Annotated in this window: 23 protein-coding genes; 8 read left to right on the top strand and 15 right to left on the bottom strand. The window is 70.0% G+C overall.

Annotated elements, in window-relative coordinates:
- From ABLE93_RS01850 to ABLE93_RS01835, 4 genes are all read left to right on the top strand, one after another.
- Positions 1–1,746 carry a hydantoinase B/oxoprolinase family protein gene (locus ABLE93_RS01850; protein ID WP_348837545.1) on the top strand — a complete coding sequence of 582 codons (1,746 nt, stop codon included), beginning with the start codon at positions 1–3 and terminating at the stop codon, positions 1,744–1,746.
- Positions 1,743–2,642, top strand: a complete 900-nt coding sequence (locus ABLE93_RS01845; RefSeq protein WP_348837544.1) for a sugar phosphate isomerase/epimerase family protein — start codon at positions 1,743–1,745, stop codon at positions 2,640–2,642. The genes ABLE93_RS01850 and ABLE93_RS01845 overlap by 4 nt, the downstream gene beginning before the upstream one ends.
- A gap of 101 nt (positions 2,643–2,743) precedes the next feature.
- Positions 2,744–3,451 (top strand): TetR family transcriptional regulator, encoded by a 708-nt coding sequence (locus ABLE93_RS01840; RefSeq protein WP_348837543.1) that lies wholly within the window; start codon positions 2,744–2,746, stop codon positions 3,449–3,451.
- A 27-nt stretch (positions 3,452–3,478) separates the two neighbouring features.
- A complete protein-coding gene (locus tag ABLE93_RS01835; protein WP_348837542.1) occupies positions 3,479–4,285 on the top strand; it encodes an aldolase in 807 nt (268 codons plus the stop codon).
- A 21-nt stretch (positions 4,286–4,306) separates the two neighbouring features.
- On the opposite strand, the gene ABLE93_RS01830 is transcribed toward ABLE93_RS01835, so the two are convergent.
- Positions 4,307–5,758, bottom strand: coding sequence for an aminotransferase-like domain-containing protein (locus ABLE93_RS01830; protein WP_348837540.1), 1,452 nt, complete (start codon positions 5,756–5,758; stop codon positions 4,307–4,309).
- A gap of 225 nt (positions 5,759–5,983) precedes the next feature.
- Between ABLE93_RS01830 and ABLE93_RS01825 the strand changes: the two genes are divergently transcribed.
- Positions 5,984–7,270 (top strand): hydroxymethylglutaryl-CoA reductase, degradative, encoded by a 1,287-nt coding sequence (locus ABLE93_RS01825; protein WP_510182959.1) that lies wholly within the window; start codon positions 5,984–5,986, stop codon positions 7,268–7,270.
- Positions 7,271–7,311: 41 nt separating this feature from the next.
- Positions 7,312–8,532, top strand: a complete 1,221-nt coding sequence (locus tag ABLE93_RS01820) for an ABC transporter substrate-binding protein (protein ID WP_348837538.1) — start codon at positions 7,312–7,314, stop codon at positions 8,530–8,532.
- Positions 8,533–9,119: 587 nt separating this feature from the next.
- On the opposite strand, the gene ABLE93_RS01815 is transcribed toward ABLE93_RS01820, so the two are convergent.
- The 9 genes from ABLE93_RS01815 to ABLE93_RS01775 all read right to left on the bottom strand — a co-directional run bounded on the left by ABLE93_RS01815 (position 9,120) and on the right by ABLE93_RS01775 (position 18,720).
- Positions 9,120–9,596 carry an ureidoglycolate lyase gene (locus ABLE93_RS01815; RefSeq protein WP_348837537.1) on the bottom strand — a complete coding sequence of 159 codons (477 nt, stop codon included), beginning with the start codon at positions 9,594–9,596 and terminating at the stop codon, positions 9,120–9,122.
- Between the two features lie 13 nt (positions 9,597–9,609).
- On the bottom strand, positions 9,610–10,875 hold the full coding sequence (locus tag ABLE93_RS01810) for a Zn-dependent hydrolase (protein ID WP_348837536.1): 1,266 nt from the start codon (positions 10,873–10,875) through the stop codon (positions 9,610–9,612).
- Complete coding sequence (locus ABLE93_RS01805; RefSeq protein ID WP_348837535.1) at positions 10,875–11,879, bottom strand: ABC transporter ATP-binding protein; 1,005 nt, start codon at positions 11,877–11,879, stop codon at positions 10,875–10,877. Before ABLE93_RS01805 ends, ABLE93_RS01810 begins: the two co-directional genes overlap by 1 nt.
- Positions 11,876–13,318, bottom strand: coding sequence for an amidase (locus ABLE93_RS01800; protein WP_348837534.1), 1,443 nt, complete (start codon positions 13,316–13,318; stop codon positions 11,876–11,878). Before ABLE93_RS01800 ends, ABLE93_RS01805 begins: the two co-directional genes overlap by 4 nt.
- Positions 13,315–13,536, bottom strand: coding sequence for a hypothetical protein (locus ABLE93_RS01795; RefSeq protein WP_348837533.1), 222 nt, complete (start codon positions 13,534–13,536; stop codon positions 13,315–13,317). Before ABLE93_RS01795 ends, ABLE93_RS01800 begins: the two co-directional genes overlap by 4 nt.
- Positions 13,533–14,585: an ABC transporter ATP-binding protein gene (locus ABLE93_RS01790; protein WP_348837531.1), complete on the bottom strand. Its 1,053-nt coding sequence runs from the start codon at positions 14,583–14,585 to the stop codon at positions 13,533–13,535. The genes ABLE93_RS01795 and ABLE93_RS01790 overlap by 4 nt, the downstream gene beginning before the upstream one ends.
- Complete coding sequence (locus ABLE93_RS01785) at positions 14,582–15,469, bottom strand: ABC transporter permease (protein WP_348837530.1); 888 nt, start codon at positions 15,467–15,469, stop codon at positions 14,582–14,584. Before ABLE93_RS01785 ends, ABLE93_RS01790 begins: the two co-directional genes overlap by 4 nt.
- A gap of 76 nt (positions 15,470–15,545) precedes the next feature.
- A complete protein-coding gene (locus ABLE93_RS01780; RefSeq protein ID WP_348837528.1) occupies positions 15,546–16,490 on the bottom strand; it encodes an ABC transporter permease in 945 nt (314 codons plus the stop codon).
- 616 nt (positions 16,491–17,106) lie between these two features.
- A complete protein-coding gene (locus ABLE93_RS01775) occupies positions 17,107–18,720 on the bottom strand; it encodes an ABC transporter substrate-binding protein (protein ID WP_348838457.1) in 1,614 nt (537 codons plus the stop codon).
- A gap of 350 nt (positions 18,721–19,070) precedes the next feature.
- On the opposite strand from ABLE93_RS01775, the gene ABLE93_RS01770 reads away from it, so the two are divergent.
- Positions 19,071–19,769 (top strand): aspartate/glutamate racemase family protein, encoded by a 699-nt coding sequence (locus ABLE93_RS01770; RefSeq protein ID WP_348837527.1) that lies wholly within the window; start codon positions 19,071–19,073, stop codon positions 19,767–19,769.
- An 84-nt stretch (positions 19,770–19,853) separates the two neighbouring features.
- The gene (locus ABLE93_RS01765; protein ID WP_348837526.1) at positions 19,854–20,603 is read left to right on the top strand and encodes a sulfite exporter TauE/SafE family protein; all 750 of its coding nucleotides are present in this window, start codon (positions 19,854–19,856) and stop codon (positions 20,601–20,603) included.
- Between the two features lie 10 nt (positions 20,604–20,613).
- Here ABLE93_RS01765 and ABLE93_RS01760 read toward each other — a convergent pair whose 3' ends face one another.
- The 5 genes from ABLE93_RS01760 to ABLE93_RS01740 all read right to left on the bottom strand — a co-directional run bounded on the left by ABLE93_RS01760 (position 20,614) and on the right by ABLE93_RS01740 (position 23,922).
- The gene (locus ABLE93_RS01760; protein ID WP_348837525.1) at positions 20,614–21,249 is read right to left on the bottom strand and encodes a glutathione S-transferase family protein; all 636 of its coding nucleotides are present in this window, start codon (positions 21,247–21,249) and stop codon (positions 20,614–20,616) included.
- Positions 21,250–21,459: 210 nt separating this feature from the next.
- Positions 21,460–22,023, bottom strand: a complete 564-nt coding sequence (locus ABLE93_RS01755; protein ID WP_348837524.1) for an NADPH-dependent FMN reductase — start codon at positions 22,021–22,023, stop codon at positions 21,460–21,462.
- A 36-nt stretch (positions 22,024–22,059) separates the two neighbouring features.
- The gene (locus ABLE93_RS01750) at positions 22,060–22,347 is read right to left on the bottom strand and encodes a YciI family protein (RefSeq protein ID WP_348837522.1); all 288 of its coding nucleotides are present in this window, start codon (positions 22,345–22,347) and stop codon (positions 22,060–22,062) included.
- A 19-nt stretch (positions 22,348–22,366) separates the two neighbouring features.
- A complete protein-coding gene (locus ABLE93_RS01745; protein ID WP_348837520.1) occupies positions 22,367–22,924 on the bottom strand; it encodes a VOC family protein in 558 nt (185 codons plus the stop codon).
- A gap of 8 nt (positions 22,925–22,932) precedes the next feature.
- Entirely contained in the window at positions 22,933–23,922 is a 990-nt protein-coding gene (locus ABLE93_RS01740) for a sugar ABC transporter substrate-binding protein (protein WP_348837519.1), read from the bottom strand.
- Between the last annotated feature and the right edge of the window lie 24 nt (positions 23,923–23,946).

Here is a 23,946-nt window from a genome sequence, read left to right as displayed (position 1 = left end):
GTGATCCCCGACCCGCGCAAGCCGCTCGATCCCATCACCTTCGCGGTGCTGAAGAGCGCATTCGAATCCATCGTGGACGACATGGCCTATACGGTCATGCGCACCGCCCGCTCGCCCATCGTGCGCGACGTGCTGGATTATTCGGCCACCATGTGCGACGCGGGCGGCAGCATCCTCGCCCAGGCGAAAACGGTGGCGCTGCACCTCGGCGCCGTGCCCGACGCCATGGCGGCGTTGCAGCGCCACTATGGCGACGACCTCCACCCCGGCGACGTCATCATCTTCAACGATCCCTACGACGGCGGCATGCACCTGCCGGACATCTTCATGTTCAAGCCGATCTTCGCCGGGGCGCGGCAAATCGGCTATGCGGTGGTGATCTGCCATCACTGCGACGTGGGCGGACGCGTTCCGGGCTCCAACGCCTCGGATTCCACCGAGATCTTCCAGGAAGGCCTGCGCATCCCGCCGCTGAAGCTCTACGACAAGGGCGTGCGCAACAAGACGCTGTTCGACATCATCTCCAAGAACGTGCGCCTGCCCGACCTCGTCATCGGCGACCTCGACGCCCAGCTCGCCACCTGCGCGCTCGGGGAGCGCGAGTTCCTGCGTCTCGTGGACCGCTACGGGGTGGAGATGCTGGAAGGCTTCCTCGCCGAATTCCTCGACTATGGCGAGCGCCTCACCCGCAAGGCCTTCGCCCAGTGGCCCGACGGCGCCTACAGCTTCACCGACTTCATCGACGGCGACGGCTTCACCACCGAGCCGATTCCCATCCACGTCACCATCACCGTGAAGGGCGACCAGATCGGCGTCGACTTCGAGGGCTCGGCGCCGCAGGTGAAGGGGGCCATCAACTCCACCCTCTCCTTCGTGAAGTCCGCCACCTATTTGGCGGTGCGCTGCGTGCTCGATCCCGACGTGCCCAACAACGCCGGCGTCTACCGCTGCATCGACGTGACGGCGCCGCTCGGCACCGTGCTGAACCCGCACTTCCCGGCGCCCGTGGCGGCGCGCGCGCTCACCGGCTACCGGGTGGTGGACACGGTGCTCGGCGCGCTCGCCTCCATCGTTCCGGCGCGGGTGGCGGCGGCCGGGGAGGGAGGCAACTCCGTCGTCTGCCTCGGCGGCTACGACGTGGAGACCCGTGAGCCCTTCATCGTGGTGGACATGATCAACGGCGCCCTCGGTGCCCGCGCCACGCGGGACGGCATCGACGCGGTGACCAACCCGTCGCAGAACATGTCCAACATGCCGGTGGAAATCATGGAGGCGACCTATCCCCTCATGATCGAGGAATACGCCTTGCGGCCGGATTCCTGCGGCGCCGGCGAGTTCCGCGGCGGCCTGGGCGTGGTGCGCCAGTATCGCCTCACCGCGGCGGAAGCGGTGATGCAGCTGCGCGCCGACCGCTACGTGAATGCGCCCTACGGCCTGTTCGGCGGCGGGCCGGCGGCGCTTTCGCGCAATCTCCTGAGCGAAGGGCAGGGCGCGCCGCCGGAATTGCTTGCCAGCAAGGTCACGCGCAACGTCTTCCACGGCGCCGTCATCCGCCACGAGCAGGCCGGCGGCGGCGGCTATGGCGACCCGCTGGAGCGCGATCCGGCGCGGGTTCTGGAGGACGTGCTGGACGGCAAGGTGAGCCCCGCCTTCGCCGCGAGCGGCTTCGGCGTGGTGGTGCGCGACGGTGCCCTCGACGCAGACGCCACCGCGGCACTCAGGGCTGAGCGGCGGGCGGCGGCATGACGCGCGACGTCCCCGACAGCGTCATCTCGGAGGTCCCGGCGCACGGTGACGCCTCCGCCGACCTGTCGCGCTTCGCCATCAACCAGATCACCACCCGGTCGCTGAGCCTGAAGGAGGCGGTGGAGACCTATGCGCGCCACGGCGTCGGCGGCATCGGCGTGTGGACCAATTATGCCGACGAGATGGGCGGGGCCGCTGCGGCCCGGGTCATCCGCGATGCCGGGCTGTTCGTGCCCTGCCTGTGCACCAGCCAGTGGGTCAACGTCACCGGCGGGGTGGCGCTGGCGCGCGCCATCGAGGAGAACCGCCGCCGCATCGACCTCGCCGCCGAGATCGGCGCGGCGACGCTGGTGATGGTGCCGGGCGGCCTCGCCGCCGGCGAGAAGGACCTTAGCGCCGCCCGTGGGCGGGTGGAGGAGGCGCTCGATGCCCTCCTGCCCCACGCCCGCGCCGCCGGCGTGGCGCTGGGCCTCGAGCCGCTGCATCCCATGTATGCGGCCGAGCGCTCCTGCCTCAACACTTTCGCCCAGTGCCTTGATCTGGTGGAGCGGCTGGGGGCGGGCACCGGCATCGTCGCCGATCTCTATCACTGCTGGTGGGACCCGGAATTTCCGGCCGGCCTGCGCAAGGCGGGGCCGGAGCGCGTCCTCACCTTCCATCTGTGCGACTGGCTCACCCCCACCCGCGATGTCTACCAGGACCGCGGCATGGTGGGGGACGGCGTCATCGACATCGCCTTCTATCGCCGGCTGCTCGACGCCATCGGCTATGACGGGCCGTTCGAGATCGAGATCTTCTCCAAGTTCGACTGGTGGCTGCGCGACCCGCAGGAGGTGACGCGCATCTCCATCGAGCGCTGCGCGCCCTTCGTCGCCCCGCGTGGACGCGCCCCATGAGCCCGCGCCCCGCCCCCCGTCGCCGTCGGGACACGCCGGAGTTGACGGCGCGCGCCCCGGGCGTGCTGATGAGCGGTGAGGGACCGGGGGCACACAGGGACGTGAGCGAGAGGCCGCGCAAGCGCGATTCCATCGGCACGCAGGAGAAGATCCTGGCGGCGGCCATGGCCGAATTCGCCCGCAAGGGCTACGACGGCGCCCGCGTGGACGCCATCATCGCGCGCGCAAAGATCAGCAAGAATTTGCTCTACCACCACTTCCGCTCGAAGGAAGAACTGTACGTGAAGGTGCTGGAGCGCACCTACGAGACCATGCGCCGGCGCCAGGAGGAGGTGCCGCTGGCGGGTCTCGATCCGGTGGTGGCCATGCGGCGGCTCTGCGAGAGCACGTTCCAGACCTTCATCGAGGAGCCCGAGGTCATCGTGATGATGAACACGGAGAACCTCCACCGCGGCAAGCACGTGGCGAAATCGCCCATCATCCGCCAGCTCTACAGCCGTCTCGCCGTGACCATCCAGGCGATCCTGGAGCAGGGTGAGGCGCGCGGGCTGTTCCGCAGCGGGGTGGACCCGGTGGAGCTCTATATCTCCATCTCGGCGCTCGGCTATTTCTATCTCTCCAACCGCTACACCCTGTCCATGATCTTCGACCGCGACCTCAAGAGCCCGGAAAACCTGGCCCGGCGCAAGGCGCACATCATCGAGATGACCATGGCCTATCTCACCGCGGGCGCCGCCGATGCCGCGCCGCTCGCCGCTGTTCCTTCAGCCGAGGCCGCCCCGAAAGCCCAGGCGCGAAAGGCGCGGTAGCGCGCCCAAAACCCCAAGGAGACGCCCATGGCCCATGCCCTTCACCCCGGCGCCCCGCCGTCCGCGCCCGCCGATGCCCCGCTGCTGAACCGCCCGCCCCTCGATGGGGAGGAGGTGTGGAACGCCAAGGTGGACCTTGCCGCCTGTTTCCGCTTCGCCGCGCGCCTCGGCATGCACGAGGGCATCTGCAACCATTTCTCCGCCGTGGTGCCGGGCCACGACGACCTCTTCCTGGTGAACCCCTACGGCTACGCCTTCGCCGAGCTGCGCGCCTCGCATCTCCTCGTCTGCGACTATGAGGGCCACGTGGTGGCGGGCGAGGGGGTGCCGGAGGCGACGGCCTTCTACATTCATGCCCGCATGCACGCCAACGTGCCGCGCGCCCGCGTCGCCTTCCACACCCACATGCCCTATGCCACCGCGCTCACCATGGTGGAGGGCGATCCGCTGATCTACGCCGGCCAGACCGCGCTGAAATTCTACGGCCGCACGCGGGTGGACGAAGACTACAACGGGCTTGCCCTCGACAGCTCGGAAGGCGACCGCATCGCCGGATCGGTGGGGGAGGCGGACATCGTTTTCATGAAGCACCACGGCGTCATGGTACTGGGCCGCTCCATCGCCGAGGCGTGGGACGACCTGTATTATCTGGAGCGGGCCTGCGAGGTGCAGTGCATCGCCATGTCCACGGGCCGCAAGGTGCTCCCCGTGGCGCCCGAGGTCGCCGAGGCCACCGCCCGCCAGATGCGCGACGGCGACGCCGAATCCGCCCGGCTTCATCTGGAAAGCATCAAGCGGATCCTCGACGCCGAGGAGCCGGCCTTCCGCACGTGACGGTGGCGCCGGCGCGCTTGCCTAGCGCGCCTCGTCCAGCGCCTCGGCCATGAAGCGCTCGAAGCGCGGGTCGTCGGCATAGGCGATGTTGATGCGCAGGGCCGGGTGGCGCGGCTCGGCATCGGGATGGAACACCGCCCCCGGCGCGAGGAGGATGCCGCGCTCGGCGGCGCGGCGCGACAGGGCGCTGTCGTCGAGGCCCTCGGGCAGGGCGCACCACAGATAGAAGCCGCCCCCCGGCGGACCGAAGATGGGCAAAGAGAGCCGCCCCAGCGTCGCCTGGGCCGCCGCGGTGGCGGCGCTCACCCGGCCGCGCAGCCGCTTGAGATGGCGGCGGTATTCGCCCGACGTGATGAGATCGTGGACGATGCGCTCCACATAGCCGGAGGAGTTCACGCTGGTCACCATCTTCAGCGCCCCCAGCCGGTCGATGAGGGCCGCCGACGCCACCACATAGCCGCAGCGCAGGCTGGCCGAGAGGGTCTTGGCGAAGGTGCCCACATGGATGACCCGCTCCAGCTGGTCGAGGGCGGCGAGGCGCGGCTGGGCGGCGGGCAACACGTCGGCGAAGGGGTCGCTCTCCACCACCAGAAGATCGTGCCGGGTCGCCGCCTGGAGCACCCGGTAGGCCACCGCCGGGGTCAGTGACGTGCCGGTGGGGTTGTGCGCCAGCGACTGGGTGAAGAACAGCTTGGCGCCGCTCTGGGCGGCCTTCTGCACCAGATCGTCCACGTCCGGCCCGTCCGGCGTGCGGCGCACGCCGAGGGTGCGCGCCTTGGCAAGGCGCAGCTTGCCGAACAGCGGATAATAGCCGGGCGAATCCACCAGCACCGCGTCGCCCGGCTCCACCAGCAGGCGGACGATGAGGTCGAGGGCGTGGTTGGCCCCCTGCGTTAGCAGCACCCGTGCCGGATCGGCGGCGATCGCGCGCTCCGCCAGAAGGCCGGCAATAGTCTCGCGCAGCAGCGGGAAGCCGAAGGGGCTGCCGTAGCTCGCCGGGAAGGGGCGGCGGCCGGGGCGGTTGACGGGCTTGAGATAGCGCCCCACCTCGGAACCCTCCATCCAGGAGGGGGGCGGGCGGCCCTCGCCCACGCGCACGTCGTAATGCTGCTCCAGCTGCTCGCGCAGCAGCCACACGCTGTCCACCGCTTCCACCACCGCGGGGGCCGAGGGCGGGCGCACCGGCGCCGCGCGGGTGCGCAGCACGTAGAAGCCGGAGCCGGGGCGCGCCTCGATCCGGCCGGAGGCGGCGAGCCGCTCATAGGCCTCCACCAGCGTGTTGCGCGACACGCCAAAGGCGGCGAATGCGGAGCGGATGGACGGCAGCTTCTCGCCGGGCCTCAGCTGTCCCGCGTCGATGCGCCGGGACAGCTGCTGCACGATGGCCGCCGCCCGCGTCAGCGCGTCCGCGTCGGCCGCGCCCGGGGCATCCTGCGGCGCGCCAAGGCCGGCGCCATGATCGATCGTACCCATGAATGGAAGGGTACGGTGATCGCGTTTCCGACGCAAAGTGTTCCTTGCCGTACCCCTGCCATCGGCGGAAAGTCCGCGGCAACGGACGCGATGCAAGAGCGGCCGACAAGACAGCGGGATGAGACGCCGAATGCCGTGGGCCCTTGAAGGCCGCCGCGCGCCTGCGCCCTGCCGTGCCTTGCCGCCGCCTTCCCAGCGCCCGCGCGTGACTGACAGGAAGGCCTGATGATGACCGACGCCGCCGGCTTGAACCGTTCCTCCCGCATCGCCGGCTTCCACAAGAAAAGCCCGCGCGAGCGGCTCGACCTCGTCGCCGGCTTCGCCGGGCTGGACGATGCGCAGGTCGCCCACCTCGCCAACATGGGCAATCTCGATCCGGTGCTCGCCGACAAGCTCATCGAGAACGTCATCGGCACCATGAATATTCCGGTGGGCATCGCCACCAACATGAAGATCGACGGCGAGGACGTGCTCATCCCCATGGCGACGGAGGAATCCTCCGTGGTGGCCGCGGTGTGCAACGCCTCGAAGCAGAATTACGACAGCGGCTTCTTCACCTCGGTCTCGGGCAACCTGATGATCGCCCAGGTGCAGGCCGTGGAGGTGGCGGACCCGGCCGGCGCGCGTATCCGCATCCTGGAGAAGCGCGACGAGATCAAGGCCGCGTGCGATGCGTGCGATCCGGTGCTGGTCTCCCTCGGCGGCGGCTTCCGCGACCTGGAGGTGCGCCTCCTCGACACGCCCGCCGGCACCATGGTCGTCACCCATCTCATCGTGGACACCCGCGACGCCATGGGCGCCAACGCGGTGAACACCATGGCCGAGAAGCTCGCCCCCTCCATCGCCCAATGGTCGGGCGGGCGGGTCTATCTGCGCATCCTCTCCAATCTCGCCGACCGCCGCCTCGCCCGGGCCCGCGCGGTGTGGAAGTGCGCCGACATCGGCGGCGAGGCGGTGCGCGACGGCATCGTGAGCGCGTATGAGTTCGCCGCCGCCGATCCTTACCGCGCCGCGACCCACAACAAGGGCATCATGAACGGCATCTCCGCCGTGGTGCTGGCCACCGGCAACGACACCCGCGCGGTGGAGGCCGGCGCCCATGCCTATGCCGCCCGCTCGGGCCGCTATACCTCGCTCACCACCTATGAGGTGAACAAGGACGGCGACCTTTCCGCCGCCATTGAGCTGCCGCTGGCAGTGGGCCTCATCGGCGGCGCCACCAAGGTGCATCCCACGGCGCGCGCGTGCCTTGCCATCCTCGGCGTCACCACCGCCGAGCGGCTTGCCCGCATCATCGCGGCGGTGGGCCTTGCGCAGAATTTCTCGGCGCTGAAGGCGCTCGCCACCACCGGCATCCAGAAGGGCCACATGGCCCTGCACGCCCAGAACATAGCCATGATGGCCGGTGCCGTGGGCGAGGAGGTCGACCGCGTCGCCCGCATCCTTGTCGAGCGCGCCAGCGTGCGCATGGACGTGGCGCAGAAGGTGCTCGAAGAGGTACGCGGGAGCTGACCCGCGCGGACTCACAACAAGAACCACACAGGGAGAAGATCATGCTCAGGAAGACCTCGCTCGCGCTCCTCGCGGGCGCTGCCCTCTTCGCCGCGGCGCTGGTGCCGGCGCAGGCGGACATCCCCGGGAACAAGATCCGCCTCGGCGTCCTCACCGACCTCACCGGCAACGGCTCGGATTCCACCGGCACGGGCTCGGTGGTCTCGGCGCGCCTCGCCGTGGAGGATTTCAAGAAGGAGCGGCCGGGCATTGAGGTGGAGGTCATTGCCCTCGACCACCAGAACAAGCCGGACATCGGCTCGGCCGCCGCCCGCAAGTGGGTGGCCGACGGCAGCATCGACGCTATCCTCGACGTGCCCTTCTCCTCCGTGGCGCTGGCGGTGGCCGAGGCGGTGCGCGGCACCAACGTGGCCTTCATCGCCTCGGGCCCCGGCACCGCGCTGCTCACCGGCGAGAAGTGCTCGCCCAATACGGTGCACTGGACCTACGACACCTGGGCGCTCTCCCACGGCACCGCCGCGGCGCTGCTGAAGGCGAAGAAGGACACCTGGTTCTTCATCACCGCGGACTATGCCTTCGGCCACGCGCTGGAGGCCGACGCCATGGCGGTGGTGAAGGCGGAGAACGGCAAGGTCCTCGGCGCCGTGCGCCATCCGCCGAACGCCTCCGACTTTTCCTCCTTCGTGCTGCAGGCCCAGGCCAGCGGCGCCAAGGTGGTGGCCCTCGCCAATGCGGTGGGCGACACCATCAATTCGGTGAAGTCGGCGTCCGAGTTCGGCCTCATCGCCGGCGGCCAGAGCCTCGCGGCGCTGCTGATGCAGCTCACCGACGTGCATTCCCTCGGCCTCCCGGTGGCCAAGGGCCTGTTCCTCACCGAAGGCTTCTACTGGAACATGAACGACGGCACCCGTGCCTATGCCGACCGCTTCGCGGCGCAGATGAACGCCCGCCGCCCCACCGCCAACCAGGCGGGCGTCTATTCCGGCACGCTCCATTATCTGCGCGCCGCCGCCGCCGCCAACACCACCGAGGGCCAGAAGGTGGTGGCCAAGATGAAGGAGATGCCGTCCGACGATCCGCTGTTCGGCAAGGGCGAGGTGCGCGCGGACGGGCGGCACATCCACAACATGTACTTGTTCCAGGTGAAGACGCCGGACCAGTCCAAGGGGCCGTGGGACTATTACAACCAGATCGAGACCATCCCCGCCGCCGAGGCCTTCCGTCCCCTCGCCGAGGGCAAGTGCCCGATGGTGAAGAGCTGACGATCTGATCCGGCCGGCGTCGGCCGGGACGTCGGGCCGGGTCACACCTCCCGGGCTGCGTCACCCCTCACCCACCCCTCTCCCTGCGGGGAGAGGGCGCCGGCGGGTTCTTTCGCTAAGGCTTGCCCCGGCGTCCCACCGTCGTCTTAGGGCTTGTCCGAGGGTCCACCCGAGCCCACCGGCTTGCGGCCCCACCGTCGCCTCGGCTTACGGTCTCCACCGTCGCCCTCCGGCTTGACCGGAGGGCCCATGGCTCGGCCCGGAACGCATGACGGACGGGGTCCCTCTTCCCCCGCGGGAGAGGGCGCCGGCCGGTTCTCGGCCAAGGCTTGCCCCAGCGGCGCCACCGTCGCCCTCCGGCTTGACCGGAGGGCCCATGGCTCGGCCGGGAACGCATGACGGGCGGGTTCCCTCTCCCCGGCGGGGAGAGGGCAGGGTGAGGGGCCGGGCCGTCGGCGGCGACGCACCATGGTTCCCGGCCGCCCCGCCCCGCCGATCCTCCTGCCTCCGATCTCCCCCGCGGCTCTCCCGCAGCCTCGCCGGCCGCCGTTCCGCCTCCGGCGGGCGGCGGTTCGGCGGCTTTTTGCTCAGACGGCGATGCCGATGGGGGTGATCTCGCGCACCTCCTCGTCGTCCGGCCCATAGTCCCGCCACATGAGGATGGCGAAGGGGGCCGGGGCGTCCAGCACGGTGAGGGGCGCGTGCCAGGTGCCGGGATGAAGCGTGATTGCCTGCCCCGGCTCCGGCAGGAAGGCCTCCGCCGCCGCGAGGTCCGGTCCCCCGTCCGCCGCCTGGGGTGCCACCACCACCAGCCATCGCACCGGCGCCATGGGCACGAAGCTCTGCGACGTCCACACATGGCGTTCGATGATGCCGATGGGCACCGGCCGCGCGAGGCTGGGGCTGGCGAGGATCAGCGACAGGCTCGCCGGCACGCCCGGCCGGAGCGACTTCAGTCCGCCGTCGAACGACGTGCGCATGCCGACGGCTTCCGGCACCGCCGGCACCTCGCCGTAGCGCGCGAAGCCTTCGGGCGTGAGCGGGCGGGGGAGGGGAGCCGGCATGCGCGTCACCTCGTCATTGGCCAAAGCCGTTTCCGCCGTCGCCCGCCAGGGCCAGCACGGCGTGCAGCAGAACGTTCGCCCCCGCCGCGCAATCGGCCTTCGTGGCGTCCTCCAGCTCGTTATGGCTGACGCCATCCTTGCAGGGCACGAAGATCATGGCTGCAGGCATGACGGTCGCCATGTGGAAGGAATCGTGCCCCGCGCCCGAGACCATGGGGCGGTGCTTGAGGCCGAGCTTGTCCGCCGCCTGCGCCACCGCGCCGGCCACGGCGGGATCGAAATGGGTGGGCGCCTTGCGCCAGATGGTGTCGAGGCGGATCTCCACCGGCCGCCGCGCGGCGATCTCCTGCACCTTGGCCTGGAGCCCCGCGTCGAGGGCATCGAGGATGCCGGCATCGGGGGTGCGGAACTCGGCGGAAAAGGCGATCTCGCCCGGGATGACATTGCGCGAGGGCCGCGCGATCACCGCCTCTCCCACCGTGCCCACCGCATTGGGCGCGTGGGCGAGGGCCAGCGCCTCGATGGCGAGGACGATCTCGGAGAGCGCAGCCAGCGCGTCCTTGCGCAGGCGCATGGGGGTGGAGCCGGCATGGCTCTCGAAGCCGGTGATGCGGCCGTCGTACCAGATGATGCCCTGCCCGTGCTCCACCACGCCGATGGGTCGCCCCTCGGCCTCCAGGATCGGACCCTGCTCGATATGGAGCTCCAGGAAGCCGGCGAGCTTCTGCGCCCCCACCTCGGCCGGGCCGCGATAGCCGATGGCGTCCAGCGCCGCGCCCACGCTCACCCCCTCGGCGTCGGTGCGGGCGAGGATGTCGGCCACGGGCAGGTCGGCCACATAGCCGGCCGAGCCCATCATGGCCGGGGCGAAGCGCGAGCCTTCCTCATTGGTCCAGTTGACGATGCACAGCGGCGCCTCGGTCTCGATGCCGGCATCGTTGAGGGTGCGCACCACCTCCAGCGCCGCGAGGGTGCCGAGCACGCCGTCGAACTTGCCGCCCGTGGGCTGGGTGTCGAGATGGGAGCCGATGCCGAAGGGCAGGCGGCTCATGTCCTTGCCCGGCCGCACCGCGAACATGTTGCCGAGGGTGTCCACCGTCACCGTCAGTCCGGCCTGCTCGCAGGCGGCGCGGAACCAGTCGCGGACCTGCCGGTCCTCCTCCGACAGCGCGAGCCGGCGCACACCGCCCCTTGGCGTGCCGCCGAAGCGGGCGGTCTCGAAGATGGTGTCCCACAGGCGGTCGGCGTTGACGCTCAGGTTGGAAGCGGGCGCGCGCATCAGCTCACCAAAGCGGGTTCGGCCAGAATGCAGCGCACGTCGCGGCCCGGTCCGAGATGGACCAAAGGCGGGGGAGCTGCGGTACAGCGGGGCTGCGCGAAGGCGCAGCGCGGGGCGAAGGAGCAGGCGACGGGCTTGGTATCGAGGGAGGGCGGCGTGCCGGGAATGGTCTCCAGCCGGGCGCCCCGCGTCGCGCCGTGGACGGTGGAGGCGAGGAGCCCGCGCGGATAGGGGTGCTGCGGCGTGCGCACGATCTCGCCGATGCTGCCGGTCTCCACGATCTGCCCGGCATACATCACCGCCACCTTGTCGCAGATCTCGATGGCGACGCCGATGTCGTGGGTGACGAAAATCACCGACATGCCGAACTCGCGCTGCAACTCGCGCAGCAGCAGCAGGATCTGGATCTGCACCGTGGCGTCGAGGGCAGTGGTGGGCTCGTCGGCGAGCAGGATCTTGGGCCGGCAGGCGAGCGCCAGGGCGATCATGGCGCGCTGGCGCATGCCGCCGCTCATCTCGTGGGGATAGGCATCGAGCCGCCGCTTGGCGGAGGGGATGCGCACCACCTCCAGCATTTCCAGCGCGCGGGCGGTGGCCGCGGCCTGGCTCGCGCCCTCGTGGCGCATGACCGATTCCGCGATCTGCTGGCCGATGGTGTAGACCGGGTCGAGCGCCAGCGCCGGCTCCTGGAAGATCATGGAGACGGTGCGGCCGCGGAAGTCCGACAGGGTGGCATCGTCCATGGCGAGCACGTCCTCGCCGGCGACGCTGACGCTGCCGGAGATGACCGTGCGCCGCTTCGGCAGCAGGCGCATGAGCGCGCGCATGGTCACGCTCTTGCCCGAGCCGGATTCGCCCAGAAGGCCCATCACCTCGCCGGGGGCGAGGGAGAAGCTGACGGAGTTGACCGCGTGCACCGTGCGCTCGCCGGTGAAGCGGATGGTGAGGTCGCGCACGTCGACGACGGGCGCCGCGGCGGGCGGGGCGGCGGGGGGCACGCTCATGGCTCCTCCGGCATCTGCTCGTGGAAGTCGGTCTCGCGCTGGAAGGCGGCGCCGATGCGCACCAGTGTCGCCTCGGCGAACGGCCGGCCGATGAGCTGGAGGCCCACCGGCAGGCCGGCGCGGGTGAAGCCGCAGGGCAGGCTCGCCGTGGGCAGGCCGAGATAGTTCACCGGCCGGGTGAAGCGGGTGATGCGCTGGATCATTGCCTCGGCATCCGGGCTGCCGCCCACGTCGGTCTCGGCGATGGTGGGGGCGGGCATGGGCGCGGTGGGCGCCAGCACCGCATCGACGCCGGCCACCGCTTCCAGATGGGCGGCGAGCGCCGGCCCGCGCCAGCGCAGGGCCTCCAGATAGCTCACCGCCGGGATGCCGAAGCCGTTCTCCAGCCGCGCCTTAACCTGCGCGCCGTAGTCCTGCGGCCGCGACAGCAGCCAGGATTTGTGGAAGGCGGAGGCCTCGCAGTTCAGCACGATCTGCGAGGCGCCGGAGAGCTGGCTCTGGTCGGGCAGGGCGACGGTCACGATGCGCGCGCCGGCGCGCTTCAGCGTGGCGATGGTCTCGTCCAGCACGCGAGCGACCTCGGCGTCGAGATCGTCCACATAGAAGGCGTCGGGGATGCCGATGACCACGCCCTTCAGGTCGCCCTCGGCGGCGGCGAGATAGTCCGGCACCGGGGCGGCGGAGGTGGTGGGATCGAGCGGATCGGCGCCGGCCATGAGCTGGAGCAGGATGGCGCAATCCTCGATGGTGCGCGCCAGCGGGCCGATGGTGTCGAGGGAGAAGGACAACGGCATGGCGCCGAACCGGCTCACCAGCCCCACCGTGGTCTTCAGCCCCGAGACGCCGCAGAAATGCGCCGGCATGCGGATGGAGCCGCCGGTGTCGGAGCCGAGCGCCGCATAGGTGAGGCGCGCCGCCACCGCCGCCCCGGAGCCCGAGGACGAGCCGCCGGTGACGTGCTCCGGATTCCACGGATTGCGCGCCGGGCCGAAATGCACGTTGTGGCCGGTGGGGCCGTAGGCGAACTCCACCATGTGCAGGCTGCCGAGCCGCACCGTGCCGGCCGCCTTGATGCGGGCAAGCGCGGTGGAGGAGGTGGTGGCGACGGTCTCGCCGCAGATCTTCGAGCCGCAGGTGGAGATGCGCCCCGCCTCGTAGAACATGTCCTTGTGGGCGAGGGGGACGCCGTGCAGCAGGCCGCGCACCTCGCCGGCCGCCAGCGCCGCATCGGCGGCATCGGCGGCGGCCAGCGCCGCCTCCGGCTCGATGGCGATGAAGGCGTTGAGGCGCGGCTGGAGGCGGGCAATGCGCGCGAGGCACGCCTCGGCCGCCTCCCGCGCCGAGAGGACGCCCTCGCGGATGGCGAGGCCCGCCTGCGCCAAAGTGAGCAGCGCGGGATCGGACGGGGCGGCGGCGGACGGGCGCAGGGAGAGGCTCATTGCGGGTCCTCCTGGTCGGGCACCGGCTCCGCCGGCCGTTGCACCTTGAGGAAGGTCGCGGGCTCGAGGTCGAGGGGCAGGGTGCCGGCGATGGGGGCAAAGGCGGCAAGGCCGGGCGAGATGGCGCGGGCGAGGCGGGCGGCGTCCTCGGCCTTCAGCGCGAGGCCGGCGGCGGCGGCGATGGCGCCGGCCTCCTCGGCGGTCAGCGGGCGGCTCATGCGGCAACTCCGGCGGCGGGGGCACGGCTGTGGCCTGACCCCGGGATGACCATGTGGCAGGCGGCGAGGTGGCTGCCGCCCCCGGCGGGGGAGAGCGCCGGCCCCACCTTGCCGCACACGTCCTCGGCGAAGGCGCAGCGGGTGTGGAAGCGGCAGCCGGAGGGCGGGTCGATGGGGTTGGGCGGATCGCCGGTGATGGGCGGCGCCTGTGTGCGCCGGTCGGGGTCCAATGTCGGCATGGCGGCCAGCAGCGCCCGCGTATAGGGATGGGCCGGGGCGTCCCACACATGGTCCACCGGGCCGATCTCCACCACCTGGCCGAGGTACATCACCAGCACCCGGTCGGAGATGTAGCGCACCACGTTCAGGTCGTGGCTGATGAAGAGATAGGTGAGGCCGAACTCGCGCTTGAGGTCGCCGAGCAGGTTCAGCACCTGCGCCTCCACCGACTTGTCCAGCGCCGACACGGCCTCGTCGAGGATGACCAGCCGCGGCTTCAGCGCCAGGGCGCGGGCGATGTTGACGCGCTGGCGCTGGCCGCCGGAGACCTCGTGGGGATAGCGGGCGGCGAACACCTCGGGGCGCAGGCCCACCTTGCCCATCAGCTCGCGCGCCAGCACCCTCGCCTCGCCGTCGGCGACGCCGTGGACCTTGGGGCCGAAGGCGATGGAATCCTCGATGGTGAGGCGCGGGTTGAGCGAGGCGTAGCTGTCCTGGAAGACCATCTGCATGCCGCGGCGGAATTCCTTCATCGACATGCTGTGGCCCACCACCTGGCCGTCGAACAGGATCTCCCCCGCCGTGCGCGGCATGAGGTGCATCAGCAGGCGCGCGGTGGTGGACTTGCCGCAGCCGCTCTCGCCGACGATGCCCACCGTCTCGCCCTTGCCGATGGCGAAGGACACGTCGTCCACCGCCCGCACCGTCTTCTTCTCGGCGAACAGGCCGCCGCCGATGGGGAAGTGCTTGGTGAGGTTGCTGACCGCGAGCAAAGGCTGGGCCGGTCCGCCGAGGTCCGGAAGCGGTTCGAGGTGGGGCTCGGTGCTCAATTGCGGATGTCCATGGCGCTGCGCAGCCCGTCGCTGAGCATGTTGAAGCAGATGGAGACGGCGAAGATCATCACCCCCGGCAGCGCCGCGACGCCCGGATTGACGTAGATGGCGGTGCGCAGCGTGTTCAGCATGAGGCCCCATTCCGGCTCCGGCGGGCGCGTGCCGAGGCCGAGGAAGGAGAGGCCCGCCGCGAGGATCATCGACACCGAGATGAGGCCGGTCGCATAGACGAAGATGGGCCCGAGCACGTTGCCGAGGATGTGCACCCGCATGATGGTGAGGGCCCCGGCGCCGGAGGCGCGCGCCGCGTCCACGAAATCGAGGTTGCGCACCGAGGTGGTCACGCTCTCCGCCACGCGGGTGATCTGCGGCACGAAGACGATGGTGAGCGAGACGATGGAATTGACGATGCCGGCGCCCAGCACCCCCGAGATGGCGATGGCCAGAAGCACCGAGGGGAAGGCGTAGAACACGTCGATGGTGCGCATGATGAGGGTGTTGACCCTGCCGCCCAGATAGCCGGCGAGGAGGCCGAGGGAGGTGCCGATGCCGAAGGCCAGCACCACGGGCAGGATGCCGATGAGCAGCGAGAGCCGCCCGCCATAGATGAGGCGGGCGAGCATGTCGCGGCCGAGTTCGTCGGTTCCGAGGGGATAGTTGGGGGTGCCGATGGGGCGAAGCCGCCGGATCATCGAGCCCTGGTAGGGATCGGCGAGGCCGAGCCACGGGGCGAAGAGGGCGGCGAGCACGATGGCGATGAGCACGAAGGCGCAGACCATGCTCACCTTGTCGCGGGCGAGGCGGCGGGCCACCGTCGCCCAATAGCCGCGCGCATTGCGCACCGGGGCCGCCTGGAGCGCGGCGTCGCTGGCGGCGCTCATGCGCGCGCTCCGGCGGCGCCGGTCCGGCCCATGTCCTGTGGCTGGCTCACGCGGGTCTCTGCCTTGGCGCTCACGCTCAGGCCCTCTTGATGCGCGGGTCGATCGCCGCCTGGGCGATGTCCACCACGAGGTTGAGGAAGACGAAGAACAGCGCCAGCACCAGGATCGTGCCCTGGAGCAGCGGCAGGTCGCGCTGGAAGATCGCCGAATTGAGCAGGAAGCCGGTGCCCGGCCAGGAGAACACCGTCTCGATCAGGATGGAGCCGCCGAGCAGGTAGCCGAGCTGGAGGCCCATGACCGCCACCGCCGTGGGCGCGGCATTCTTCACCACGTGGCGGAACACCTGGGTTTCCCTCAGGCCCTTGGAGCGCAGCGCCTCGACGAAATCCTGCGAGAGGATGTCTCCGGTGAGGGCGCGCACCGTGCGCGTCACGATGCCCATGGGGATCACCGACATGGTGACGGCCGGCAGGATGAGATGGCGCAGGTGCGCCCAGTCCCATGCCCATTCGCCGGTGCCCATGCCCACCGCCGGCAGCCAGTTGAGCCAGACCGAGAACACGATGACCAACACCATGCCGAGCCAGTAGTGCGGCACCGAGACGCCGGCCACCGCGATGGAGGTGGCGAGCTTGTCCACCCAGGTGTTGCGGAAATAGCCGGCGATGAGGCCGAAGAAGATGCCGAGCACGAAGCCGATGACGGAGGCCGTGACCGCCAGGAAGAAGGTGTTGCCCACCGCCTGCGTCACCTCGCTCAGCACCGGGCGGCCGGTGGCGATGGAGGTGCCGAGATTGCCGTGCAGCGCCTTCCAGATCCACAGGCCGAACTGCACCGGCAGCGGCTGGTCGAAGCCGTAGGCCGCCCGCAGCTGGGCGGCGAGCTCGGCCGAGGCATCCGGCGGCAGCACCGCCACCAGCGGGTCGCCGGGGGTGATGTGCACCAGCAGGAAGCACACCAGAGCGACCGAGATGACGATGGGGATCACGTAGATGATCCGCCTGAGGATGTAGACCAGCACGGGGCCACCTTGTGAAAGCCGATGGAACGCGGGCCGTCGGCACCGCGCGGTTCGGTTGTCTGCCCCCGGCCCGCGAGGGCCGAAGGGCGCTTCTCTTTCCGTTTCCCGCCGTCATGCTCCGGCTTGACCGGAGCATCCATCTCTCCGCCCGGCACGGTGCCCCGGGGAGGCATGGACCCTCCGGTCAAGCCGGAGGGCGACGGTGGGAACGGGGACAGGGCGGGAGGGTCCCTCGTCATCCGTCTCATCGCTCGCCTCCCCATAGGGGGGAGGGCGCTTCTCTCTCCGCCGTCACTCCGGCTTGACCGGAGCATCCATGCCTCCGCTCGGCACGGTGCCCCGGGGAGGCATGGACCCTCCGGTCAAGCCGGAGGGCGACGGTGGGAACGGGGAGAGGGAGGGAAGTCCCCCGTCATCCGTCTCATCGCCTCGGCGCCCGCCTCCCCATAGGGGGCGGAGGGCGCTTCTCTCTCCGCCGTCATGCTCCGGCTTGACCGGAGCATCCATCTCTCCCCTCGACCCGACGCCCTGGGTAGGGGCGGGGGAAGCCTGGGCCCTCCGGTCAAGCCGGAGGGCGACGGTGGGGATGGCCCCGGGCTCCTCTAAGCCCCTGCCTTCACGGCGCGATGGACACCGGGGAGAAGTCCACGAACCAGCTCTTGGGCTGCACGAAGCCCGAGATCTTCGGGCTCATGGCGCGCGGACCCACGTCGTGGGCCACATAGAGGAAGGCGGCGTCGTCCACGGACGCCGCGTGCAGCTCGGCGAGCGCCGCGTCGCGCGCGGCGGGATCGAAGGCGTTGCGGGCCTTCTTCACCAGTTCGTCGAACTTGGGATTGTTGATGTAGCCCCAGTTGTTGGACACCGGCGGCGCCATGCCCGACTGGAGGAAGCGCACCATGGCGAAGAAGGGGTCCATGGCGGCATAGGTCACGTTGGTGGCGTTGGAGCCGTTGGCGGAGGGGTCCTTGGCGCCCTTGCGCCAGTTGGTGAAGAGGGTGTTCCACTCGATCACGTCGAGCTGCACGTCGAAATAGCACTCGGCCAGCGCCTGCTGCAGGTATTCGTTCATGGGCAGGGGCAGCATCTGGCCCGAGCCAGAGGCCGAGGTCTGTGTCTTTACCTTCAGCTTCTTGTCGGGGCCGAAGCCGGCCTCCTTCATCAGCTTCTGGGCTTCCTTCACGTCATATTTGATCTGGAAGGTGGGCGAGCCGCGCCAGGGGTGACCGGGCTCCACCGTGCCGGTGGCGGCCACCATCATGCCGCCCAGCAGGCCGTCCTTCATGCCCTCGCGGTCGATGCACAGGTTGGCCGCCTTGCGCACGCGGATGTCGTTCCAGGGCGAGCCATCGATGCGGGAGAACTGCCACGGCCACACGTGCGGCTGCTCGTTGCTCTCGATCTTGAAGCCGCGGGACTTCAGCTGCGGGATGGCGTCCGGCGCGGGCGCCTCGATCCAGTCCACCTGCCCGGCCATCAGCGCCGCGGTGCGGGCGTTGGCCTCGGGCATGGGCAGGAGCACCATGCGGTCGGTCTTGGGGATGCGGTTCTTGTCCCAATAGGTGGGGTTCTTCACCAGCTCGAGGCGCTCGCGCGGCACGAAGGCGGCCATCTTCCACGGGCCGGTGCCCGAGGCGCTGCGGGCGAAGACGGTCCAGGCGGCCGCGGACTTGGCTTTTGCGTCGGCCCCCTCGGCGGTCTCATAGAGCTTCTGCCAGTGGGTCGGGCTCACCATGAACAGGTTGGTGAGGTTGTAGGGCAGGAAGGAATCCGGCTCGGAGGTGGTCAGCTCCACCGTCAGGTCGTCGATCTTCTTGGCCGAGCGCAGGGTGGGCATGCGCGAGGCGGTGACGCCCACCTGACTTGCATCGAACTGAGGCGCCTCCTTGTTGAGCACCTTGTCCACGTTCCACACCACCGCGTCCGCGTTGAACGGCGAGCCGTCGTGGAAGGTCACGCCGGGGCGCAGCTTGAAGACCCACTTGGTCTTGTCCGCATCGTCCACCTTCCATTCGGTGGCGAGGCCGGGAATGAGCACGCTGGGCTTGGTGGCGGAGGACAGGTCCCAGTTCACCAGCGCGTCGTACATGGTGAGGCCGGTGAAGCGGTTGCCCTCGAAGCCCTGGTCGGGCTGGCCGAGGGTGCGCGGAATGTCGGCAGCGGTCATGCCGATGCGCAGCGTGGTCTCGGCGACGGCAGCGCCGGAGGCGAGAAGCCCCGGCGCGAGCATCGCGCCCCCCGCGGCGAGCAGGAATGCAGTCGTCTGGAGCAGGCGGCGACCTTGGCTGAACCGCGTGTTGTTCTGGGGCATCGTCGAGTCCTCTTCGGCGAGATGCCCACCAGCTAGCAACCGCCGTGCCATGGGTCCGGCGCGCCGGAAAGCCTGATGCCGCTAGGTGAGAGGCGGTCCAAAACATCTCCAAATCGTCAACATATTATCATCGTGCCCATTCCGTGGGCATTCGCTGCCATCCGGTATGCTCAGGCGCCCGTCGGGCCGCTTGTGTCGGCGGCGGGGATGCTTTTCAGGCCCGGTGGCGCGTGCTTCTCTCCGCTCCGGGCCATCAGCCGGGGGCTGCCTTGAAACTTCTCGTCCTCAACGCCAACACCACCACCGCCGTCACCGACCGCATGGTGGCCGCCCTCACGGCGCGCTGCCCTGCGGAGGTTGAACTGGTGGCCGCCACCGCGGGATTCGGCCTGCCTTATGTGGGCACGCGGGCGGCGGCGGCGGTCGCGGGGCATGCGGCGGTGGAGGCGGTGCGGGCCGCGGTGGCCGGCGAGCGGGGGTCCGGTCGGGCGCCGTTCGATGCCTGCCTCCACGCCTGCTTCGGCGAGCCCGGCATCGAGGCGCTGCGGGCGGAGAACGACTTTCCCGTCGCCGGCATGGCCGAGGCCAGCATCCTCACCGCGCTCCAGCTCGGCGAGCGCTTCTCCATCGTCACCGTGGGCGAGGCCTGGCCGCCCATGCTGCGCGACCTGATGCGCCGCGCCGGCCTGGACGCGCGCTGCGCCGGCTTCGGCGTGGTGTCGGGCGATGCCCTTTCCCTCTCCGCCAGTCATCAGGACGGGCTGTGGGCGGTGGAGCGGGTGGTGGGCGAAACCATCGCCGCGCAGGACCCGGACGTGGTCATCATCGGCGGCGCGGCTCTCGCCGGCTATGCCGCATCCATCGCGCCGTCGGCGCCCGTGCCGGTGCTCGATTCCCTCGTCGCCGGCTTCGAGCAGGCGCTGGCCCTCGCGCGGCTGCCCCGCCCGTCCCGCCGCGTCGGCGGCTGACGCAGCAGGGGCGGGGCTGCCGGATTTTTGGGTCGTGCGCGGCGGGCCGGGCTGATATAGGCGTGGCGTGAGAAGAGCCCGCCCTTGATCGTCGATCCCACTTTTTATGTCGCGGCCGTCCCGGCCACCATCCTCGTGGGCCTGTCCAAGGGCGGCTTCACCGGACTGTCGATCCTTGCCCAGCCGCTGCTGGCGCTGGTGCTGTCGCCCATCCAGGCGGCCGCCATCCTGCTCCCGGTGCTCATCGTGCAGGACGTGGTCAGCCTCTACGCTTACTGGCGGCGCTGGAACCGCGCCGAGCTCATGCGCACCCTGCCCGGCGCTTTGGCTGGCATCCTGGTGGGCTATCTCCTGGCGGCGTCGGTGTCGGATGCGGAGGTGGCGCTGGGCATCGGCCTCCTCTCCATCGCCGAGGCGGGCCGCAAGGTGCTCACCAAGCGGCTGAAGCGCCCGCCGGGGGTGGCGGGTCCCATCTCCGCGGGGCTGTGGAGCATGGTGTCGGGCTTCACCAGCATGATCGCCAATGCCGGCGGACCGCCGCTGATGATCTATCTGCTGCGCCGGCCGCTGGGCGTGCAGCAGTTCGCCGCCACCGCCGTCGCCTTCTTCGCCGTGGTGAACTGGGTGAAGCTGCCCTTCTTCCTCGCGCTCGGGCAGGTGTCGGCGGAGAATCTCTCCACCTCCGCCGTGCTGCTGCCGGTGGCCATCCTCGCCACCTTCGCCGGCGTGGCGCTGGTGCGCCGCGTGCCGGCCGACCGCTTCTTCGGCGTGGTCTATTTCATCCTCGCCGCGGTCGGCGTGAAGCTCGTCTACGACGGCATCACGGCGCTCTGAGCGCCGCGCCTCAGCTGAGCGGCGCCGCCCACAGTTCGGCAACCGCCGGACGGGTCTTGAGGCGGGCGTACCAGGCGGCGAGGCCGGGCAGGTCCGGCCGCTCCAGCCCGGTGCCCTCCAGCGGCAGGTTGAACCAGCGATGCACCGCCGCGCCGAGCGCAATGTCCGCCACGGTGAATCGACCGGCGGCAAGATAGTCGCTGCCCGAAAGGACGGTCTCGGGCACGGCAAGCGCGCCCTTCAGCTCGCCGAACGTGCGGGCGATGAGCGCCGAGTCGCGGTCCTTTAGCGGGGTGCGGACCAGGCCGCGGAACACCGGGGTCAGGACCGGGGCGATGGTGCCGAGCTGGAAGTCCATCCACCGCTCCGCGTCGGCCCGCTCGCGCGCATCCAGCGGCATCAGCGTGCCGAGCCCGTGGCAGGTCGCGAGATAGCGCACGATGGCATTGGATTCCCACAGCACGAAGCCGTCGTCCTCCAGCAACGGCACCTTGCCGCACGGATTCTTGGCGAGGAATTCCGGCGTGTCCACAACGCCATAGGCGAGGCCGGCATCGATGCGCTCGAACGGGAGGCCGAGCTCCTGCGCGCACCACACCGCCTTTTCCACGTTCACCGAATTGATGCGTCCCCAGATCCTCAGCATCTCGATCTCCCGCCGAACCCTGCCGGCCCGCCCGCGCCGAAGCCACGAAGCGGTGCGCCGGTCCCTCCTTCTATCCGATCGGATGGCGCTGTGGTGCGTGCTGACAGCTGGGAAGGCCGGGGAAATTGCGCCGCGGGCTGGCCCTCTTCCCGGTGCGGATCTCCCGGACACGCCGGAAGATCCGCCCGGGGGCGGGGAGGCGAAACCGCGTCAGCGCAGCCGCTCGGTCCAGTCGGCGAGGGCGGTCAGGAGCTGGCGGATGAAGTCCTTCGTGGGCTCGTCCGTAAGGTTGCCCTCGGCGTCGAACTTGGTCTGGGCGGCGCCGATCATCACTTCCGGCTTGTTGAGCGGGAAGGCGTTGAGGAACACCAGCATCTGCCGCAGCTGGTACTGCGCGCGGGCGGTGCCGATCACGCCGCCGCTCGCGCCCATGATGGCCACCGGCTTGTTGTCGAACGGTTGGCTCGGCGGGCGCGAGGCCCAGTCGATGGCATTCTTCAGCACGCCGGGGATGGAGTAATTGTACTCCGGCGTGACGAACAGGATGGCGTCCGCCGCGGTCAGCTGGTCGCGCACGCGCTGCACGGCGGGCGGATAGCCGGCGAGGCGAACGTCGTCGTTATAATGCGGCAGGTCGCCGATCTCGGCCGTCTCGATGGTCATGCCCTCGGGGGCGAGGGCGATGGCCGCCTTCAGGGCGGCGGTGTTGAAGGAGCCGGCCCTGAGGCTGCCGGAAATGCCCAGGACCTTGATCGGGCGCCTGTCACTCGTCATGTCTTGTCTCCGCCGCTGTGCGATGGGCGCGGGCGCTCAGCCCTGACGCCGGATGAAGCCGGTCACGGTCACGCGGTCCCAGATGCCGGCCTTGAAGAAGGGATCGGCGGCGTTGAAGGCCTCGGCGGTGGCGCGGTCGGGCGCTTCCACCAGGAATAGGCTGCCGATCATGGTGGTGCCGTCGTCCGCCACCAGCGGGCCGGACGTCACGATGGCGACGCCGAGGGCCGAGGTGTCCGAGAGGAAGGCCTTGTGCGCCTCGTAATTGGCGAGGCGGGTGTCGAGGGCGCCCGTCTTGTCGACCGCGTGGATGGCGAACAGCATCTTGGTTCCTCACATTGGATCAGGGCGCGGTGGCCGCCGCCGCGGGGCGGTCGACGAACACCGGCGCCACGCTCATACCCGGCTGGGGCCAGTTCGCGAATATCTCCGCATAGGAATGGGAGATGATTTCGATGACGTTGCCCCACGGGTCCTCGCAATAGACGAGCTGGAACGGCCGCCCCGGCACGAAGAACACCGGCGGGATGCGCTGGCGCCCGCCCGCCTTGGCGATGCGCGCCGCCATGGCGGGCACGTCGGGATGGGTGAAGCACAGGTGCCAGGTGCCCGGCCGCCACCACGCCATCTCGCCATCGGGCGGATCCACCGGCGGATCGACGAACTGGAACAGCTCGAGGCCGGTCCCGTTCGCCGTCAGCAGGTGCGCCTGATAGGCCCGCGCAAAGCGCGGGCCGAAGATGGACGGCGTCTCGTGCGTCGCCGACGACGCCGCCTCCAGCAGGCGCGGACCCATGATGTGGGTCAGGCCCAGCACCTCGCCGTACCAGTCGATGGCGGCGAAGATGTCCGGCACGGTCACGCCGGCATGGTTGAAGGCGAGCGGCGCCAGCTGCGTCACGATGCGCCTCAGTTGGTCTTGGTGGGGGCCTTGGTGGCCATGCTGGCGGCCTGGTCCCAGCTCGGGCATGTGCGGGCCTCCAGCGGCACGTCGTAGGGCTGGTAGTTGGTGGAATTCACCACGGTGGGCTTCAGCACCACCTCGCCGACGATGGTCTCGTTGCGCAGGGCGCGGATGGCCACCATGGTGCCGATGCAGCCCTGCACGAAGCCGTTGTAGTCGCCGGTGGCGAGGAGCTTGCCGGTCTTGATGGCGTCCACCGCCTCCTTGGTGCCGTTGATGCCGACCACCTTGGCCTTGCGGTTGGCGCCGTCCAGCGCCTCGATGGCGCCGATGGCCATGGCGTCGTTGGCCGCCAGAACGCCGTCGATCTGAGGGTGCGACTGCATCAGGTTCTCCATCACCTGGAGGCCCTGCAGGCGCTGGTAGTTGCCGGGCTGGCTGGCAAGCAGCTTGACGTCCTTGTTCTCCTTGATGGCGTCGTTGAAGCCGCGCACCCGGTCGATGTTGGTGAGCGAGCCCTTCACGCCTTCCAGGATCACCACGTTGCCCTTGCCGCCCATCTCCTTCAGCAGGAAGCGGCCGGTCTCGAGGCCGAGGCTGTAGTCGTCGGCGCCGACGAAGGCGAGGAACTTGCCGCCGGCGGAGCGGTCGGTGACGTTGACCACCGGGATCTTGGCCTCGTTGATCTGCTCGACGCCCGGCACCATGGCCTTGTAGTCCACCGGCACGAAGACGATGGCGCTCGGCTTCTTGATGATCACGTCCTCGATCTGGCTGAGCTGCTCGGGGATCGAATCCGGCTTGGTGGGAATGTAGTGCACCACCTTGGCGCCCATGGATTTGGCCGCCACCTCGGCGCCCACGCGCACGGTCTGGAAATAGGGGTTGGTCTGGTTCTTGGTGAAGACCGCGATGGTCTCGTCGGCGGCCTGCGCGCCGCCCGCGACGGTGGCGGTGGCGAGGAGCGCAGCGGCAAGAAGCTTGAGCTTCGACATGGGTGTTCCTCCGTTCTTCATTGG

This window comes from Xanthobacter pollutisoli (assembly GCF_040044995.1).
In the GTDB taxonomy this organism is placed as follows: Bacteria; Pseudomonadota; Alphaproteobacteria; order Rhizobiales; family Xanthobacteraceae; genus Xanthobacter.
This window is presented reverse-complemented; position numbering and strand designations above follow the sequence as displayed.